Source organism: Pseudomonas sp. No.21 (assembly GCF_054558415.1).
This window is the reverse complement of the sequence record NZ_BAAJNO010000007.1, coordinates 1-15,833: the sequence shown is the minus strand read 5'-3', so window position 1 is coordinate 15,833 and position 15,833 is coordinate 1. Positions and strand designations below refer to the sequence as shown.

At 69.8% G+C, this 15,833-nt stretch carries 13 protein-coding genes and 1 pseudogene; 9 read left to right on the top strand and 5 right to left on the bottom strand.

Annotation, left to right across the window (positions count from 1 at the left end; translation table 11 throughout):
- Nucleotides 1-345: 345 nt before the first annotated feature.
- A complete protein-coding gene (locus ACYJSS_RS15350) occupies nucleotides 346-1,134 on the bottom strand; it encodes a helix-turn-helix transcriptional regulator (protein ID WP_236206161.1) in 789 nt (262 codons plus the stop codon).
- 150 nt (nucleotides 1,135-1,284) lie between these two features.
- Here ACYJSS_RS15350 and ACYJSS_RS15345 point away from each other — a divergent pair, with 150 nt between their 5' ends.
- From ACYJSS_RS15345 to ACYJSS_RS15335, 3 genes are all read left to right on the top strand, one after another.
- A complete protein-coding gene (locus tag ACYJSS_RS15345) occupies nucleotides 1,285-2,100 on the top strand; it encodes a carbon-nitrogen hydrolase family protein (RefSeq protein ID WP_236206162.1) in 816 nt (271 codons plus the stop codon).
- A 115-nt stretch (nucleotides 2,101-2,215) separates the two neighbouring features.
- Entirely contained in the window at nucleotides 2,216-3,538 is a 1,323-nt protein-coding gene (locus ACYJSS_RS15340; RefSeq protein ID WP_236206163.1) for an APC family permease, read from the top strand.
- A gap of 128 nt (nucleotides 3,539-3,666) precedes the next feature.
- Nucleotides 3,667-4,743, top strand: a complete 1,077-nt coding sequence (locus ACYJSS_RS15335) for a bifunctional transcriptional activator/DNA repair enzyme AdaA (protein WP_236206164.1) — start codon at nucleotides 3,667-3,669, stop codon at nucleotides 4,741-4,743.
- A gap of 151 nt (nucleotides 4,744-4,894) precedes the next feature.
- On the opposite strand, the gene ACYJSS_RS15330 is transcribed toward ACYJSS_RS15335, so the two are convergent.
- Nucleotides 4,895-6,280 (bottom strand): MFS transporter, encoded by a 1,386-nt coding sequence (locus ACYJSS_RS15330; protein ID WP_236206165.1) that lies wholly within the window; start codon nucleotides 6,278-6,280, stop codon nucleotides 4,895-4,897.
- Between the two features lie 154 nt (nucleotides 6,281-6,434).
- Nucleotides 6,435-7,343, bottom strand: coding sequence for a LysR family transcriptional regulator (locus ACYJSS_RS15325; protein WP_111261067.1), 909 nt, complete (start codon nucleotides 7,341-7,343; stop codon nucleotides 6,435-6,437).
- A gap of 110 nt (nucleotides 7,344-7,453) precedes the next feature.
- On the opposite strand from ACYJSS_RS15325, the gene ACYJSS_RS15320 reads away from it, so the two are divergent.
- From ACYJSS_RS15320 to ACYJSS_RS15295, 6 genes are read left to right on the top strand one after another with little or no spacing between them, the layout of a single operon-like run.
- A complete protein-coding gene (locus ACYJSS_RS15320) occupies nucleotides 7,454-9,178 on the top strand; it encodes an acyl-CoA dehydrogenase family protein (RefSeq protein ID WP_236206166.1) in 1,725 nt (574 codons plus the stop codon).
- Nucleotides 9,179-9,194: 16 nt separating this feature from the next.
- Nucleotides 9,195-10,391 carry a CaiB/BaiF CoA transferase family protein gene (locus ACYJSS_RS15315; RefSeq protein WP_236206167.1) on the top strand — a complete coding sequence of 399 codons (1,197 nt, stop codon included), beginning with the start codon at nucleotides 9,195-9,197 and terminating at the stop codon, nucleotides 10,389-10,391.
- A gap of 47 nt (nucleotides 10,392-10,438) precedes the next feature.
- Nucleotides 10,439-11,236 (top strand): enoyl-CoA hydratase-related protein, encoded by a 798-nt coding sequence (locus ACYJSS_RS15310; RefSeq protein WP_069562105.1) that lies wholly within the window; start codon nucleotides 10,439-10,441, stop codon nucleotides 11,234-11,236.
- Nucleotides 11,233-12,765, top strand: coding sequence for a 3-hydroxyacyl-CoA dehydrogenase (locus ACYJSS_RS15305; RefSeq protein ID WP_236206168.1), 1,533 nt, complete (start codon nucleotides 11,233-11,235; stop codon nucleotides 12,763-12,765). Before ACYJSS_RS15310 ends, ACYJSS_RS15305 begins: the two co-directional genes overlap by 4 nt.
- Entirely contained in the window at nucleotides 12,765-12,974 is a 210-nt protein-coding gene (locus ACYJSS_RS15300; RefSeq protein ID WP_373875146.1) for a hypothetical protein, read from the top strand. Before ACYJSS_RS15305 ends, ACYJSS_RS15300 begins: the two co-directional genes overlap by 1 nt.
- 54 nt (nucleotides 12,975-13,028) lie before the next feature.
- The gene (locus ACYJSS_RS15295; RefSeq protein WP_236206169.1) at nucleotides 13,029-14,285 is read left to right on the top strand and encodes an OprD family porin; all 1,257 of its coding nucleotides are present in this window, start codon (nucleotides 13,029-13,031) and stop codon (nucleotides 14,283-14,285) included.
- A 269-nt stretch (nucleotides 14,286-14,554) separates the two neighbouring features.
- On the opposite strand, the gene metR is transcribed toward ACYJSS_RS15295, so the two are convergent.
- Both metR and glyA read right to left on the bottom strand, forming a co-directional pair.
- Complete coding sequence (gene metR, locus ACYJSS_RS15290) at nucleotides 14,555-15,472, bottom strand: transcriptional regulator MetR (RefSeq protein WP_111261072.1); 918 nt, start codon at nucleotides 15,470-15,472, stop codon at nucleotides 14,555-14,557.
- Between the two features lie 144 nt (nucleotides 15,473-15,616).
- Nucleotides 15,617-15,833: pseudogene (glyA, locus tag ACYJSS_RS15285) on the bottom strand (serine hydroxymethyltransferase); the annotation flags it as partial.

Below are 15,833 nucleotides of genomic sequence, written 5' to 3'. Positions count from 1 at the left end.
GGCCGTGCCAACCGCATGGGATTCGCCGAGCTCATCCCATCCTACGGGGGCTTTGCCCGCTCCCTGTGGGAGCGGCTCCAATCGCAAAGCGCTCCGCGAATGAACTCACTCTCACACGGCACGATGTCGGTAGCCGAGTAGGGTGGACGTCGCTTTTCACGTCCACCAGCGGTGTTGCCGGTGGCTCCGACGGTGGACCGGTGAAGCGTGGTCCACCCTACGCCCGGCAAGGGGCGTCGGCGCTTTTTATGGGAGCGGTTTCAACCGCGAAAGGTAGGAGCGCCGGGGCTGATCGCCAGCGAATTTCCCCCCAGGGGCACGCAGCGCTCCCTACGCCCTCGCGGCCTACCCCCGCTGCGCCTTGAGGAACAGCGAGAACAGCTCCGACTGCGACTTGATCCCGAGCTTGGCGTAGATGTGCTTGCGGTGGACCTTCACCGTCTCCGCCGAGATGGCCAGCTTGCGCGCCACTTCCTTGCTGGAGCAGCCGCTGAGCATCAGCCGGGCGACCTCCAGTTCGCGGGCGGTGAGTGCGCTTTCCACCTGCTGGCCCACCTGTTCCAGCTGCACCTCCCAGTTCGGTGCCGGTTGCGGGGTGCTGGCCAGGCGTTCGGCCTCGAAGGCCAGGCGCTGGCGCATGAGCCCCAGCACCCAGGGCTCCACCAGGCTCAACAGGGCGATCTGCTCGGGGGTGAAGGCCTGGCGCGAACCGAGGGACAGGCACAGGGTGCGCCCGCCCTCCAGCGGCACGTTGAACTGCAACTCGTCGGTCACCACGTTGAGGCGGTGGTAGCGCTGGTAGTAGTCGGTCTGCTCGAAGCATTCCGGCGCCACGTCGGCCAGGCGCAGCAGGCCGCCACGGTTGCTTTCGCGGCTGTGGATATAGAAGGGGTCCAGCAGGTAGAGGCCGTCCAGGTAGTCCTGGAACAGCAGGTCCGGCTCGCCGTCCTCGCCCGGGCATTCGGCGAACACCTGGGGCCGGCCCTCGCTGAACAGCAGCGCCACCCAGCTGTCGTGGGGCACGTACTGGCCGAGGGTGCGCACCAGTGCCACCCAGAAACCGGGGGCGTCCAGGGCTTCGATCAGTTGCCCCACCGAGCGGTGCCAGGCGATGTCCTGCAGGCTCAACGTCATGCTTCTACCCCTGATGGGTTACCACGCGGGCGTAATTTCACCGGAAGCGTCGGCGGTTCCATACTGCGCGAACACCGGGACCGACGCAGCGCGCATTCTGACCGTTTTGCGCAATCAGGTCTCGTGCAACGACAAGAATCAGGAGTGCCCATGAAGGTCGAACTCGTCCAGCTCACCGGTCGTGACGGCGATACCGCCCACAACCTCGCCGCTGCCCTGGAAGCCATCGCCGCCTGCGCCGCCGACACCGACCTGGTGGTGTTCCCGGAGACCCACCTGATGGGCTTCCCCACCGCCGAGAACATCGCCGCCGTCGCCGAACCGCTGGACGGCCCCACCGTCCAGGCCGTGCAGCGCGCCGCCCGCGAGCGCGACGTCGCGGTGGCCATAGGCATCGCCGAGAACGACGCCGGCACCTACTACAACACCACGCTGCTGATCACCCCCGAAGGCATCGCCCTGAAGTACCGCAAGACCCACCTGTGGGCCTCCGACCGCGGCATCTTCACCCCTGGCGACCGCTACGCCACCTGCCTGTACAAGGGCGTGCGCGTGGGCCTGCTGATCTGTTTCGACATCGAGTTCCCCGAGAGCGCGCGCGCCCTTGGCCAGCTCGGCGCCGAGCTGATCATCGTCACCAACGGCAACATGGACCCCTACGGCCCCACCCACCGCACCGCCATCATGGGGCGCGCCATGGAGAACCAGGCCTTCGCCGTGATGGTGAACCGCGTGGGCGAGGGCGACGGCGACCTGGTATTCGCCGGTGGCAGCGCCGTGGTCGACCCCTTCGGCCACCTGCTGCTGGAAGCCGGGCGCGAGGCGTGCCGGCAGATCATCGAGCTTGACCTGACCCAGATCGCCGCCGCCCGCAGCGACTACCGCTACCTCGACGACCGCCGCATGGTGCTGCCGGGCGAGATGCGCGAGTACGCCGACGGTCGCCGCGAGCTGTTGATTCCCTGATTGCCCATTTGACGGGCGCCCCCGAGGCGCCCGCATTACCGCCTGGATTGGGCGGTCGCTTCACCTTCGCCGACTTCGGCTCTGCCATAACAACCAACAATTCGGAGTAGCAGTAATGGCTCGTCTTCAGCGCACCCTGTCGCTGGGGTCCGTGGTGCTGTTCGGCATCGCGTACATGACCCCCATCATCGTCCTCGGCACCTTCGGCATCCTCGCCGACGTCACCCAGGGCCTGGTGCCCGCCGCCTACGTGGCCGCCTCCCTGGCCATGCTGTTCACCGCGCTGAGCTACGCGCGGATGGCCGCCGCCTTCCCGGTGGCCGGCTCGGCCTACACCTACGTGCGCAAGTCCATCAGCCCCAAGCTCGGCTTCCTCGCCGGCTGGGCGGTGCTGCTGGACTACCTGTTCCTGCCCATGGCCATCTGGCTGATCGGCGCGGCCTACCTGCACTCGGCCTTCCCCGACGTGCCCCAGGCGCTCTGGGTGCTGGCCTTCATCGGCGTCACCACGGCCATCAACGTGGTCGGGCTGAAGCTGGCGAAGACCGTCAACGGCGCGCTGATGCTGGTGCAGTTCCTCGTGCTGCTGGCCTTCGTCGCGCTCTGCGTGCACTACGTGCTGGGCGATGCCAGCAAGCCGCTGTGGTCCCTGGCGCCCTTCGTCGGCGAGGGCCTGAACCTGCCGCTGGTGATGAGCGGCGCGGCCATCGCCTGCTACTCCTTCCTCGGCTTCGATGCGGTGAGCACCCTCACCGAAGAGACCCGCGACCCGCGCCGGACCATTCCCGGGGCGATCCTGCTGATCACCCTGATCGGCGGGCTGATCTTCATCGCCACCTCCTATTTCGTGCAGCTGGCGCACCCCTCCATCGAGTTCCAGAGCGCGGATTCGGCGGCCTACGAGATCGCCCGCAACATCGGCGGTGATGTGTTCGTGTCGGTCTTCCTCATCGGCCTGATCGTCGGCCAGTTCACCTCGGGCCTCTCCGCCCAGGCCAGCGCCTCGCGCCTGCTGTTCGCCATGGGCCGCGACGGCGTGCTGCCGCAGTCCCTGTTCGGCCGCCTGAGCGAGCGCTTCGGCACCCCGGTGGGCAGCATCGTGCTGTGCGGCGTGGTGGCCCTGCTGGCGCTGAAGATGGACGTGACCACCTCCACCTCCTTCATCAACTTCGGTGCCTTCCTGGCCTTCAGCCTGGTGAACCTGTCGGTGATCTTCCACTACTGGCTGCGCAGCGATCAGCGCGGCCCGCGCGAGGCGCTGCTGTTCGTGGTGTGCCCGCTGATCGGCATGGTCTCCACCCTGTGGCTGATGATCAGCCTCGACCACCTGGCCATCATTCTCGGCCTGTCCTGGCTGGCCCTGGGCGTGATCTACCTCGCCTGGCTCACCGGCGGCTTCCGCCGCCAGCCGCCGGAGCTGCACTTCGAAGAGGCCTGACGGCCGCGCCGGGGAGGGCGGGCACTGTGCTCGCCCGCCCGGCGGAATAGACGCCCGATCCGAGGCGGCAAAGGTCGGTTTCCTGGCATAAAGTGGGCGCTCTTTTTCCCACGGTTCCGGAGCCGGCCATGGACGCCCCGCTGTTCGATTCGCTACCCGATGACGAGACCCTGTACCAGGCGCTGCTGGAGCGCAACCCGGCCTATGAGGGCTTCGCCTTCGTCGGGGTCAAGAGCACCGGGGTGTTCTGCCGCCTGACCTGCGCTGCGCGCAAGCCCAAGCGGGAGAACTCGGTGTTCTTCGGCAGCATCAAGGCCTGTGTCGAGGCGGGCTTCCGTCCCTGCCTGCGCTGCCGCCCGCTGGACCAGGTGGGCGCCCAGGAGCCGCTGGTCAAGGAGTTGATCGCGCTGCTGGAGCAGGATCAGGAGCGGCGCTGGCTGGAGGGCGACCTGGTCGCCCTCGGCCACGACCCGTCCACGGTACGCCGTGCCTTCAAACGCCACTTCGGCGTGACCTTCCTGGAGATGGCTCGCCTGCGCCGCATCGGCCAGGGCCTGGCCCAGCTCTCCGCCGGTGCGCGGGTGGTGGACGCCCAGGTGACCGCCAGCTTCGATTCCGACAGCGGCTTCCGCAGCGCCTTCACCCGCCTGCTGGGCGAACCGCCGTCGCAGTTGCGCGGGCGCGAGCTGCTCAAGGCCGACTGGCTGGAAACGCCCCTGGGCGTGATGCTGGCGGTGGCGGATGCGCAGGCCCTGCACCTGCTGGAGTTCTTCGACCGGCCGGCACTGGCCAACGAGCTGAAGAACCTGCAGAAGCTCACCGGCACCAGCATCGGCTTCGGCCGCTTCGCCCCCATCGACCGGATCGAGGCGGAGCTGTCGCGCTACTTCGCCGGCGAGCCAGTGGTCTTCGCCACGCCGCTGGCCATGGGCGCCTCGGCCTTCACCCGCAGCGTGTGGCAGGCCCTGCGCGAGATCCCCTTCGGCATCACCTGCAGCTACGCCGACCTGGCCCGTGCCATCGGCTCGCCGTCGTCGGTGCGCGCCGTGGCCCGCGCCAACGGCACCAACCAGATCGCCATCGTCATCCCCTGCCACCGCATCATCGGCTCCGATGGCTCGCTCACCGGCTACGGCGGCGGGCTGTGGCGCAAGCGCTGGCTGATCGAGCACGAGCGGCGGATGGGGCGCGCGGTCCCGGGCTGAAGCCCGGGCTACGGTTGGGGCTGTTGCAGGGGGGCACATGCCTTCTCGTAGGAGCGAGCTCTGCTCGCGAAGCCTTTGGCGAATGAATTCGCCCCTACAGGGGAGGTTCCAGGTGCAACCCGCGTGGCGTGCACGCGGGTCGTGGGGGTGGTCAGGCCGGGTTGGTCTGGCCGATGCGGCCGCTGCGGGGCTCGGCTTGGGCATCCGGTTCGCCGTCGTCCCGCTCCGCCGTGGAGCGTTCGCTGGCGCGGTGCCCGGTGATGCGCAGCAGGGCCAGGGTGCAGGCCAGCGACACCACCGCATAGAGCGCCGAGGCGATGGCGACGCCGACGATGCTGCCGGTGGAGTTGAGGATCCACTGGGCCAGCAGCGGGGTGCCGCCACCCACCAGCAGGGAGCACAGCTGGTAGGCCAGCGACAGGCCGGAGTAGCGCACCCGGGTGGAGAAGGCGCGGGCCAGGATGCCGCCGATGGCGCCGTAGAACATGGCGTGGGGGATGGTCGCCAGGCACATGCCGACGGCGGCGATCCAGTACACGTTGGTCTCCACGGCGAAGAACATCGCCGGCATCAGGATGAACTCCGGCAGCACCATGATCGCCACCGCCTTGCGCATGTCGATGCGGGTGGTCAGCAGCGCGCCGAGGGGCTGGCTGATGAACTGCACCACCAGCGCGATGACGATGATGCTGAGGAAGGTGCTCTGGCTGTAGCCCAGGGTCTTGGTGGCCCAGGACAGGGCGAAGGTGCTCTTGAAGTAGGTGACGTGGATCACCGGCAGCGTCCCCGCGCCGAGCAGCACCACCAGCCAGTGCTTGCGCAGCACTTCGAGGATCGGCAGCTTGGCGGTCTTGTTCTCGCGCATCAGCCGCTGCATGTCCGTCGACTCCTCCAGGGTCAGGCGGATCACCATGCCGACGATCACCAGCGCCGCGGAAAGCAGGAAGGGAATGCGCCAGCCCCATTGCAGGAAGTCCGGCATCGGCAGGCTGCTGAGGGCGAAGAAGGCCAGGGTCGCCAGCAGGTTGCCGGTGGGCGAGCCCTGCTGGGCGAAGGCGGCGTAGAGGATGCCCTTGCCCTTGGGCGCGCTCTCGCTTGCGATGAGGATGGCGCCGCCCCATTCGCCGCCGACGGCGATGCCCTGGATCACCCGCAGGCACACCAGCGCCACCGGTGCCCACACGCCGATCTGCGCATAGGTGGGCAGCAGGCCGATGCCGGTGGTGGCCAGGCCCATCATGATGAGGGTGATCACCAGGGTGGTCTTGCGGCCGATGCGGTCGCCCAGGTGACCGAAGATGATGCCGCCCAGGGGCCGTGCGATGAAACCGGACCAGAGCGTGGCGAAGGACAGCAGGGTGGCGACGCCCGGGTCCATGTCGGCGGGGAAGAACACCTTGCCGAAGACCAGCGCGGCGGCCAGGCCGTAGATGTAGAAGTCGTACCACTCGATGGTGGTGCCGATGAAGGAAGCGATGCCCGCCTTGCGGGCCTTGCGATGCTGTTCCCGTTCGTCCGGGTGCAGGGCGTGGTTCATGGACTCCACCTCTCTTGTTGTTTTTATCTGGCGAACCAGCGGCCACCCCGCCGATGCAGACAAGGGGTGTGGCGGGGCGGGCTGGCGCGTGGCTTGAGACTCGAGTCGAGCCGGAGTCTAGGAGGGCGGTCGGCAAATCAATAGTCGTTTGTTCTTATGGCGCGATAACGGAATCCGTATCGTCGCGTGCCAGTTGCCGTTGCAGGCGTGCGAGGAAGGCATGCGCCGCCTCGGGGGCGTTCTCCTCGCTGCACAGGGCGTGGATTTCCGATAGCGCGCCTTCCTGCACCAGCGGGACGCCGACGACGCCCGGCCAGGCGCGGCACAGGGACGCCGGCAGCAGCGCGACGCCCATGCCCTGCGCCACCATGGCGACGATGGTCTGCCACAGCCGCGCCTCATGGCGGATCTGCGGGCTGAAGCCGGCCCCGACGCAGCAGGCGATGATCAGGTCGTGGTAGTGCGGCGCCGCCGGGCGCGGGAAGAGGATGAACGGATCGTCGCGCAGCTCGGCCAGGTCGATGCGCTCGGCACCCGCCAGGGGGTGCCCGGGCGGCAGGCAGCAGAGGAAGGGCTCGGCCAGCAGGGCCTCGGAGCGCAGCCCCGCCGCCAGGGGACCGCGATGGATGAAACCGATGTCGATCTGCCCGCGCTGCAGCGCCAGGGCCTGCTCGGCGCTGTTCATCTCCTGCAGCACCACCTCCATGCCCGGGTGCGCCTCCTCGAAGCCGCGCACCGCCGCCGGCAGGCCGCGGTAGAGCATCGAGCTGACGAACCCCACGCGCAGCCGGCCCAGCGCGCCCTGGGCCGAGCGCAACGTCAGGCGCCGTGCCTGCTCGGCCTGTTGCAGCAGGCTGCGGGCCTCGTCCAGCAGCACCTGGCCGGGGGCGGTGAGCTTCACCGACTTGTTGGTGCGCACCAGCAGTTGCACGCCCAGCTGTTCCTCCAGCTTCTTGATGTCGAAGGAGAGCGCCGGCTGGGAGATGAACAGGCGCGCGGCGGCGCGGCCGAAGTGCAGTTCCTCGGCGACGGCGATGAAGTAGCGAAGCTGCTTGAGGTCCATCCGATGCCCCCTTCAACGATATGAATTTCTTATCGTATGGGCTTTTTATTCTATTGGATACTTATCGTAGGGCTTCCTAGTCTCGGCGCACGACACGAAGGAGTGACGCCATGAACGCCCTGATCGAACGCCCCGTCATCGACGACCTGAACATCCCCGACAGCCGCGGGATGAACCTGTTCGACGCCGACCCCGAGCTGGCCCGCCTGCTGTCCCTGTACCTGCCCGAAGCCGTGCTGGCGCCCTGGCTGCCGCGCCTGCAGGCGCTGGGCGCCCGTGCCGGTGGCGAGTTGGACGCGTTGGCGCTCTCGGCGGACAAGAACCCTCCGGTGCTGGCCAGCCGCACCCGCCGTGGCGAGGACCTGCAACGGGTGCTCAAGCACCCCGACTACGTGGCCCTGGAGCGGGTGGCCTATGCCGAGTTGGGCCTGGCCTCCATGAGCCACGTGGCCGACGGCCCGCCGCCGCTGGTCAAGTACGCGCTGACCTACCTGTTCGTGCAGGCCGAGTTCGGCCTCTGCTGCCCGGTGAGCATGACCGACTCCCTCACCCGCACCCTGCGCAAGTATGGCGCCCCGGAGCTGGTGGAACGCTACCTGCCGAGCCTCACCTCGCGGGACTTCGACACCCTCTACCAGGGCGCCATGTTCATGACCGAGCAGGCCGCCGGCTCCGACGTGGCGCGCACCCGCACCGTGGCGCGGCAGAAGGACGGGGCCTGGACCCTGCACGGCGACAAATGGTTCTGCTCCAACCCCGACGCCGACCTCGCCATGGTGCTCGCACGGCCCGAGGATGCCCCCGAAGGCATGGCCGGCGTCAGCCTGTTCCTGCTGCCCAGGCAACGGCCCGACGGCAGCCGCAACGCCTACCGCATCGTGCGCCTGAAGGACAAGCTCGGCACCCGCTCCATGGCCAGCGGCGAGATCACCCTGGAAGGCGCCACCGCCTACCTGATCGGCGAGGTGGGGCGCGGCTTCCAGCAGATGGCCGACATGGTCAACATGTCGCGCCTGTCCAACGGCGTGCGGGCCGCCGGGCTGATGCGCCGGGGGCTCAACGAGGCGCTGTTCGTCGCCCGCCAGCGCCAGGCCTTCGGCAAGCGCCTGGTGGACATGCCGCTGATGCAGCGCCAGCTGCTCAAGCTGATGCTGCCCGCCGAGCAGGCGCGTTCCCTGTTCATGCAGATCGCCACCCTCCTGCCCCGTGCCGACGGCGGCGACGAGGCGGCGCAAAAGTGCGTGCGCATCCTTACCCCGCTGATCAAGTTCCGCGCCTGCCGCGATGCCCGTCGTGCCACCGGCGACGCCATGGAGGTGCGCGGCGGCGTCGGCTACATCGAGGAATGGAGCGACGCCCGCCTGGTGCGCGACGCCCACCTGGGTTCGATCTGGGAGGGCACCAGCAACATCGTGGCGCTGGACATCGCTCGCGCCGTGACCCGCGAAGGCGCCCTGGAACCCCTGGCCCGCCACCTGCGCGGCCTGCTTGACGAGGCGGGCCTGCCTGCCGCCGCCGATGCGCTGCTGCGCAGCAGCCTGGACAAGGCCGTCGCGCTGATGGCCGAGGTCGCCGAGGCCCGCCGCCACCAGCAGGTGCGCCAGGCCGGCAGCGCGCTCTACCACGTCGCCACGGCCATTGCCCTGGCGTGGGAAGGCGCGCGGCTGGCGCCCAACCACCGGCGCCTGGCCCTGGCCCTGCTGGTGCTGCGCCACCGCGTGCTGCCCCGCGACCCCCTGACGGCCGAGGCGGATGCCGGCGAGGCGCTGCTGCCGGCTCTGCTGGCCGAAGGCCCGCTGAGCCTGGACGACGCCCTGCGCCTGCTGCCCCACTGATCGCGGAGCCCTGACCATGACCACGACGACAGCCCCTCGGGGGGCCCTGCACGGCATCCGTGTTCTCGATCTCAGCCGCGTGCTGGGCGGCCCTTACTGCTCCCAGGCCCTGGCCGACCACGGCGCCGAGGTGATCAAGCTGGAACCCCCGGCGGGCGACGAGACCCGGGGCTGGGGCCCGCCCTTCGAGGGCGACACCGCCTCCTATTTCCGAGGCATCAACCGCAACAAGAAGGGGCTGGTGGTGGACCTCGCCCAGCCGGAGGGTCGCCAGTTGCTGCTGCGCCTGCTGGAAGGCGCCGATGTGCTGCTGGAGAACTTCAAGCCCGGCACCCTGGAGCGCTGGGGCCTGGGCTACGAAGCGGTGCTGGCCGAGCGCTTCCCCCGGCTGATCCACTGCGCGGTCTCCGGCTTCGGCGCCGACGGCCCGCTCGGCGGGCTGCCCGGCTATGACGCGGCGATCCAGGCCATGGCCGGGCTGATGAGCGTGAACGGCGAGGCCGACGACGGGCCACTGCGGGTCGGCCTGCCGGTGGTGGACATGGTCACCGGGCTCAACGCCCTGGCCGGCATCCTCCTCGCGCTGCACGAGCGGCAGCGCAGCGGGCGCGGGCAGTCAGTGGACATCACCCTCTATGACTGCGGCCTGTCGCTCCTGCACCCGCACCTGCCCAACTACTTCGGCTCGGGCCGGGTGACCCCGCGCAGCGGCAACGCCCACCCCAACATCGCCCCCTACGACAGCTACCGCACCGGCGGCGAGCCGATCTTCCTCGCCGTGGGCAACGACCGGCAGTTCGCCCGGCTCTGTGAGCACCTGGGCGCCGAGGCCCTGCTGGACGACCCGCGCTTCGCCGACAACGGCAGCCGCTCGGTGCATCGCCAGGCGCTGAAGGTGGCGCTCGAACGCCATCTGGCCAGCCATGACGGCCCGCCCCTGGCCGAGGCGCTGATCCGCCTGGGCGTGCCCTGCGGCGCGGTGACCACGGTGGACCAGGCGATCGCCCATCCGCATACCCGCCACCGGGCAATGCTGGTGGAGCTGGGTGATTACCGCGGTATCGCCTCGCCGGTGAAGCTTTCGCGCACCCCGGCGCAGTACCGCAGCCCGCCGCCGGGCCTGGGCCAGCACAGCCGCGAGCTGCTCGATGGCCTCGGCCTGGATGCCGGGCAGGTCGACGACCTGATCCAACGCGGGATCGTGCGCGGCTGACGCACCCCCGTTCCCCCCCTTGCACAGAGAACTGATCGGAGATCGTCATGAGGGTCCATGAAGAACGCGTTTGCCCGCCGCCTCCGCTGCGGCTCGAACACCCCGGCGCCGGCATCGCCCTGCTGACGCTGGATCGCCCGGAGCGGCGCAACGCCCTGGACCTGGTCTTGCGGCGCACGCTCGCCGAAACGGTTCAAGGGCTGGATGACGACCCGTCGGTGCGGGTCATCGTCATCAGCGGTGGCCCCACGGTGTTCGCCGCCGGGGCGGACCTGGGCGAGCTGGTGGAGGCCGGCCCGCTGCAGGTCCAGCAACGCCGCGTGGAGCGCTACTGGCAGGCCCTGGCGCAATGCCGCACGCCAATCATCGCGGCGGTCAACGGCCTGGCCCTGGGCGGCGGCTGCGAGCTGGCGCTGCACGCCGACCTGATCGTTGCCGGTGCCACGGCGCGCTTCGGCCAGCCCGAGGTGCGCCTCGGCATCATGCCCGGTGCCGGTGGCACCCAGCGCCTGGTGCGCGCAGTGGGCAAGTACCGGGCCCTGCGCCTGCTGCTGACCGGCTGCCTGGTGGGGGCCGAGGAGGCCCTGGCCATGGGCCTGGTCAGCGAGCTGGCGGAGGACGATGCGCTGCCCCGCGCGCTGGCCCTGGCCGAAGAGATCGCCCGCCTGCCGGCGCTGGCCGTGGCGCAGATCAAGGCGGTGGTGCGCGACGGTGCCGACCTGCCCCTGGAGAGCGCGTTGCTGCTGGAGCGCCAGGCCTTCCAGCTGCTGTTCGACAGCCAGGACCAGAAGGAGGGCATGCGCGCCTTCCTCGCCAAGCGCGAGCCGGAGTACCAGGGCCGATGAACGGGAACGAGATCACTTGTCTCGGCGTGGTCGGCTGCGGCGCCATGGGCCAGGGCATCGCCCAGTTGGCGGCCTGCGCCGGCTTGCAGGTGCGGCTGCACGACATGCGGCCCGATGCGGCGGCACAGGCCCGCGAACGCTTCCTTGCCGAGCTGGAGAAGCGGCGGGACAAGGGCCGGGCCAGCGACGCCCAGCTGGAACAGGCCCGCCTCGCCCTGCTGCCGGTGGAGGGGTTGCAGGGCCTGGCCGGCTGCCAACTGGTGGTGGAGGCGATAGTCGAGGCGCTGCCCGCCAAGCAGGCGCTGTTCCGCCAGTTGGAGGCGCTGCTGGGGGGCGAGGCGATTCTCGCCAGCAACACCTCGTCGTTGTCGATCACCGCCATTGCCTCGGCCTGCGAGGCGCCGGGGCGGGTGGCCGGGCTGCACTTCTTCAACCCGGTGCCGCGCATGCGCCTGGTGGAGGTGATACCGGGGCTCGCCACCGACGAGCACGTGGTCGAGCGCCTGCTGGCGCTGGTGCGGCGGCTCGGTCACCAGCCGGTGCGGGCGCAGGACTCGCCGGGCTTCCTGGTCAACCATGCCGGGCGCGCCTATGGCACCGAGGCGCTGCGCATCCTCGCCGAGGGCGTGGCGGCGCCGGCCGAGGTGGATGCCTTGTTGCGCGATGGCGCGGGCTTCCCCATGGGGCCTTTCGAGCTGATGGACCTGGTGGGGCTGGATGTCAGCGTGCCGGTGATGGAATCCATCTACCGGCAGTTCTACGAGGAGCCGCGCTACCGCCCGCACCCGCTGCTGCACCAGCGCCTGGCCGCCGGCCACCTGGGGCGCAAGAGCGGGCGTGGTTTCCATCGCTATCCGGCGGTTGCCGAGCCGGTTCCGCAATCGCGCGCCAGCGGCCCGCGGATGCCGGTGTGGCTGGGGCTGGACGAGGGCTTTGACGCCGCGCTCTTGCGCCCCTGGCTGAGCGGCCTGGGCGCGGAGCTGGAGGAGGGCGAGCGGCCTTCCGCCGACGCGCTCTGCCTGCTCGCCCCCCTGGGCCTGGACGCCACCGAAGCGGCGCTGCACTTCGAACTCGACCCCACGCGCGTGGTGGCCTTCGACGCCCTGGCGGCGCGCGCCTCGCACCGCTGCCTGATGCCCACGCCCGCCACCGGGGCGGGCTGCCTGGAGGCCGCGCGAGCCCTGTTCGCGGCCGATGGCGCCAGGGTCACGGTGATCCGCGACAGCGCGGGCTTCGTGGTCCAGCGCACCCTGGCCGGTATCGTCAACCTGGCCTGCGACATCGCCCAGCAGGGCATCGCCACGCCCACCGATATCGACCTGGCCGTGCGCCTCGGCCTCGGCTACCCCCACGGCCCGCTGGCCTGGGGTGACCGCCTGGGGCCGGCGCGGGTGCTGTCGATCCTCCAGCGCCTGCACGCCCTCAGCGGCGACCCGCGCTACCGCCCCAGCCCCTGGCTGCGCCGCCGCGCGCGGCTGGGCCTGTCCCTGCTGCACACCGGACAGCCACCCCATTCGGGAGAAGACTGATGCTCGACGCCTCTATCCATGCGGGCCTGCGCACTCCGATCGGCCGCCACGGCGGTGCCATCGCCCTCGGCCATTCGCCGGGCGCCTCCGGCGCGCGCCCGGCGCTGACCGTCTGCCGCACCCTGCAATGCAAGAACCCGCGCGTCCCCCTGGTCAGCCTCGGTATGGGGCTGGGCCAGGGCGTGGCCGTGGTCCTGGAGCGCCCTTGAGCGCTTCGTGATGGAGGGCGCGCCCGCCGTTCGCCCCGAGCCTTGGAGAGCACCATGCATAACAACAAGAAACACCCCGCTGCATTCACTGCCCTGCTGCTGGGCGGCGCGGCCCCCTGGGCCCTGGCCGCCGATGGTTTCATCGAGGCCTCCAGCGCCACCCTGCAGATGCGCAACTTCTACATGAACCGCGATTTCCGTGATGGCGCGGGCGACTCGCGGCACGAGGAATGGGCCCAGGGCTTCCTCCTCGACTATCGCTCCGGCTACACCGCCGGCACCGTCGGTTTCGGCCTCGACGCCATGGGGCGCCTGGGCCTGAAGCTGGACTCCGGCAAGGGGCGCTCCGGCACCGGGCTGCTGGCGGTGCAGGACGATGGCCGCGCCGCCGACGACTACGGCCGCCTCGACGGGACCTTCAAGGCGCGGGTGTCGCGCAGCGAGCTGAAGCTCGGCGCCCTGGTGCCCAGGCTGCCCACCCTGCAGCCCAACAACGGTCGGCTGTTCCCGCAGACCTTCCACGGCGGGCTGGTGGAATCCCGCGAATGGGAGGGCCTGGGCTTCACCCTGGCGCGGCTGGACGAGGTGAGCCAGCGCAACGAGGGCGGGCGCAGCGACCTGGCCCTGTACAACCGCAACAAGCGCTTCACCGCCGGGCCGCGCGCCGGGCACCTGGACCTGGCCGGGATGGACTGGGAGGCGCGCCCCGGCTGGACGCTGAGCTACCACCATGCCGAACTGGAAGACCTCTACCGGCAGGACTTCTTCGGCCTCAAGGGCCGCGTGCCCCTGGGCGAGGACCGCCTGGAGCTGGACCTGCGCCTGTTCGACAGCCGCGATGCCGGCACCGGCTGGCGCCGCGAGATCGACAACCGCGCCCTCGGCGCGCTGTTCACCTACCGCCGTCACGATGGCCATGCACTGGGCCTGGGTCTGCAGCGCATGAGCGGCCGCACGGCCTTCCCCTACGTGCAGGGGGCCGACGCCTACCTGGTCAACTTCGGCCAGTACTACGACTTCGCCGAGCGTGGCGAGCGCTCCTGGCAGCTGCGCTACGACTTCGATTTCGCCACCCTGGGCGTGCCGGGCCTGGCGTTGATGACCCGCTACTTCAAGGCCGGGGACGGCGAGCTGGGCGACGGCCGCTCGGTGCATGGCTGGGAGCGCGACACGGACCTCAGGTACGTGGTGCAGAGCGGCCCGCTCAAGGACCTGGGGCTGACCTGGCGCAACGCCGTCTACCGCACCAGCGTGGGCCGGGGCGTGGACGAGAACCGGGTGATCCTGAGCTACAGCCTGGCGTTGTTCTAGCGCACATAGCCCGGGGGATCTTTCCCGGACTGAGGTCCGGGCTACTGCATGCGTTGGGTGGACGTCGCTTTTTGCGTCCGGCAGCGGTGCTGCGGGTGGCTCCGACGGTGGACCGGTGAAACGTGGTCCACCCTACGCTCGGCAAGGGGCACTGTAGGGTGGACGTCGCTGTTTACGTCCACCAGCGGTGTTGTGGTTAGCCCCGACGGTGGACCGGTGAAGCGCAGTCCACCCTACGCACTACAGGGATGGTGTCGGTGGGTTGCGCATCAACGCGCGGCGCTGACGCCTTCGAGGGTGGCGAAGGAGGTGTCCTTGGCAGTGAGGAGGAAGTCGCGCATGAAGGGGGCGTCGAGCATGTCCGAGCGGATGGCGGCATGCAGGGTGGCGTAGAGGGATTTCTCGCCGAGGCGCTTGGCGGTGACGTAGCCGCGCGAGCTGTATTCGTGCAGCGCCCAGTTGGGCAGGCAGCACACGCCACGGCCGCTGGCGACCAGTTGCATCATCATCACCGTGAGTTCCGAGGTGCGCACCTGGGCGGGTTCGATGTCGGCCGGTTCGAGGAAGCGGGTGAAGATGTCCAGGCGGTCGCGTTCCACCGGGTAGGTGATCAGGGTTTCCGTCTCCAGGTCCTCGGGCACCACATAAGGCTTGCTCGCCAGAGGGTGCTGGTTGGCCACGGCCAGCAGGGCTTCATAGGTGAACAACGGCACGTAGGTGATGCCGGGCAGGTCGACGGGGTCGGCGGTCACCACCAGGTCGAGGTCGCCCCGGGCCAGGGCTGGCAGCGGGGCGAAGGAGAAGCCCGAGGCCAGGTCCAGCTCCACTTCCGGCCAGGCGTCGCGGAACTGGTCGATGGTCGGCATCAGCCACTGGAAGCAGCTGTGGCATTCGATGGCCATGTGCAGGCGACCGGCAGTACCGCCGGCCAGCCGCGCGATGTCGCGTTCGGCGGCGCGCAGCTGCGGCAGCAGCGAGTCGGCCAGTTGCAGCAGGCGCAGGCCGGCGCTGGTGAAGCGCACCGGCTTGGTCTTGCGCACGAACAGCTGCATGCCCAGGCGCTCCTCCAGTTCCTTGAACTGGTGGGAGAGGGCCGACTGGGTGAGGTGCAGGCGCTCGGCGGCCTCCACCAGGCTGTCGGCTTCGCGCAGGGCGTGCAGGGTCTTGAGATGGCGCAGTTCCAGCATGTCGGCGGCTCTATGAATGAAATTCGTGGCGGGCGGAAGGAAGGTGAGTCTCCCTCATGGAAGGGCGGCTGTCGAGAATTGCCTGACCTGGCGAACCGGGAATGAAAAAGGCGGCCCTGGGGCCGCCTTGCGTTCGGGCCGGGATCAGCCGCGATAGACGGGGAAGTCCGCGCAGAGGGCCGCGACCTGCCTGGCCACCTGGGCCTCGACATCGGCGTCACCGAGGTGGTCGAGGATGTCGCAGATCCAGCCTGCCAGCGCGATGCTCTGCGGCTCCTTGAAGCCACGGGTGGTGATGGCCGGGGTGCCGATGCGCACGCCGGAGGTGACGAAGGGCGATTGCGGGTCGTTGGGCACGGCG

Bases quoted from the DNA above. Each gene is read 5' to 3' on its own strand.
- ACYJSS_RS15350 (WP_236206161.1), bottom strand. From the start codon at position 1,134: ATGACGTTGAGCCTGCAGGACATCGCCTGGCACCGCTCGGTGGGGCAA.
- ACYJSS_RS15345 (WP_236206162.1), top strand. From the start codon at position 1,285: ATGAAGGTCGAACTCGTCCAGCTCACCGGTCGTGACGGCGATACCGCC.
- ACYJSS_RS15340 (WP_236206163.1), top strand. From the start codon at position 2,216: ATGGCTCGTCTTCAGCGCACCCTGTCGCTGGGGTCCGTGGTGCTGTTC.
- ACYJSS_RS15335 (WP_236206164.1), top strand. From the start codon at position 3,667: ATGGACGCCCCGCTGTTCGATTCGCTACCCGATGACGAGACCCTGTAC.
- ACYJSS_RS15330 (WP_236206165.1), bottom strand. From the start codon at position 6,280: ATGAACCACGCCCTGCACCCGGACGAACGGGAACAGCATCGCAAGGCC.
- ACYJSS_RS15325 (WP_111261067.1), bottom strand. From the start codon at position 7,343: ATGGACCTCAAGCAGCTTCGCTACTTCATCGCCGTCGCCGAGGAACTG.
- ACYJSS_RS15320 (WP_236206166.1), top strand. From the start codon at position 7,454: ATGAACGCCCTGATCGAACGCCCCGTCATCGACGACCTGAACATCCCC.
- ACYJSS_RS15315 (WP_236206167.1), top strand. From the start codon at position 9,195: ATGACCACGACGACAGCCCCTCGGGGGGCCCTGCACGGCATCCGTGTT.
- ACYJSS_RS15310 (WP_069562105.1), top strand. From the start codon at position 10,439: ATGAGGGTCCATGAAGAACGCGTTTGCCCGCCGCCTCCGCTGCGGCTC.
- ACYJSS_RS15305 (WP_236206168.1), top strand. From the start codon at position 11,233: ATGAACGGGAACGAGATCACTTGTCTCGGCGTGGTCGGCTGCGGCGCC.
- ACYJSS_RS15300 (WP_373875146.1), top strand. From the start codon at position 12,765: ATGCTCGACGCCTCTATCCATGCGGGCCTGCGCACTCCGATCGGCCGC.
- ACYJSS_RS15295 (WP_236206169.1), top strand. From the start codon at position 13,029: ATGCATAACAACAAGAAACACCCCGCTGCATTCACTGCCCTGCTGCTG.
- metR (WP_111261072.1), bottom strand. From the start codon at position 15,472: ATGCTGGAACTGCGCCATCTCAAGACCCTGCACGCCCTGCGCGAAGCC.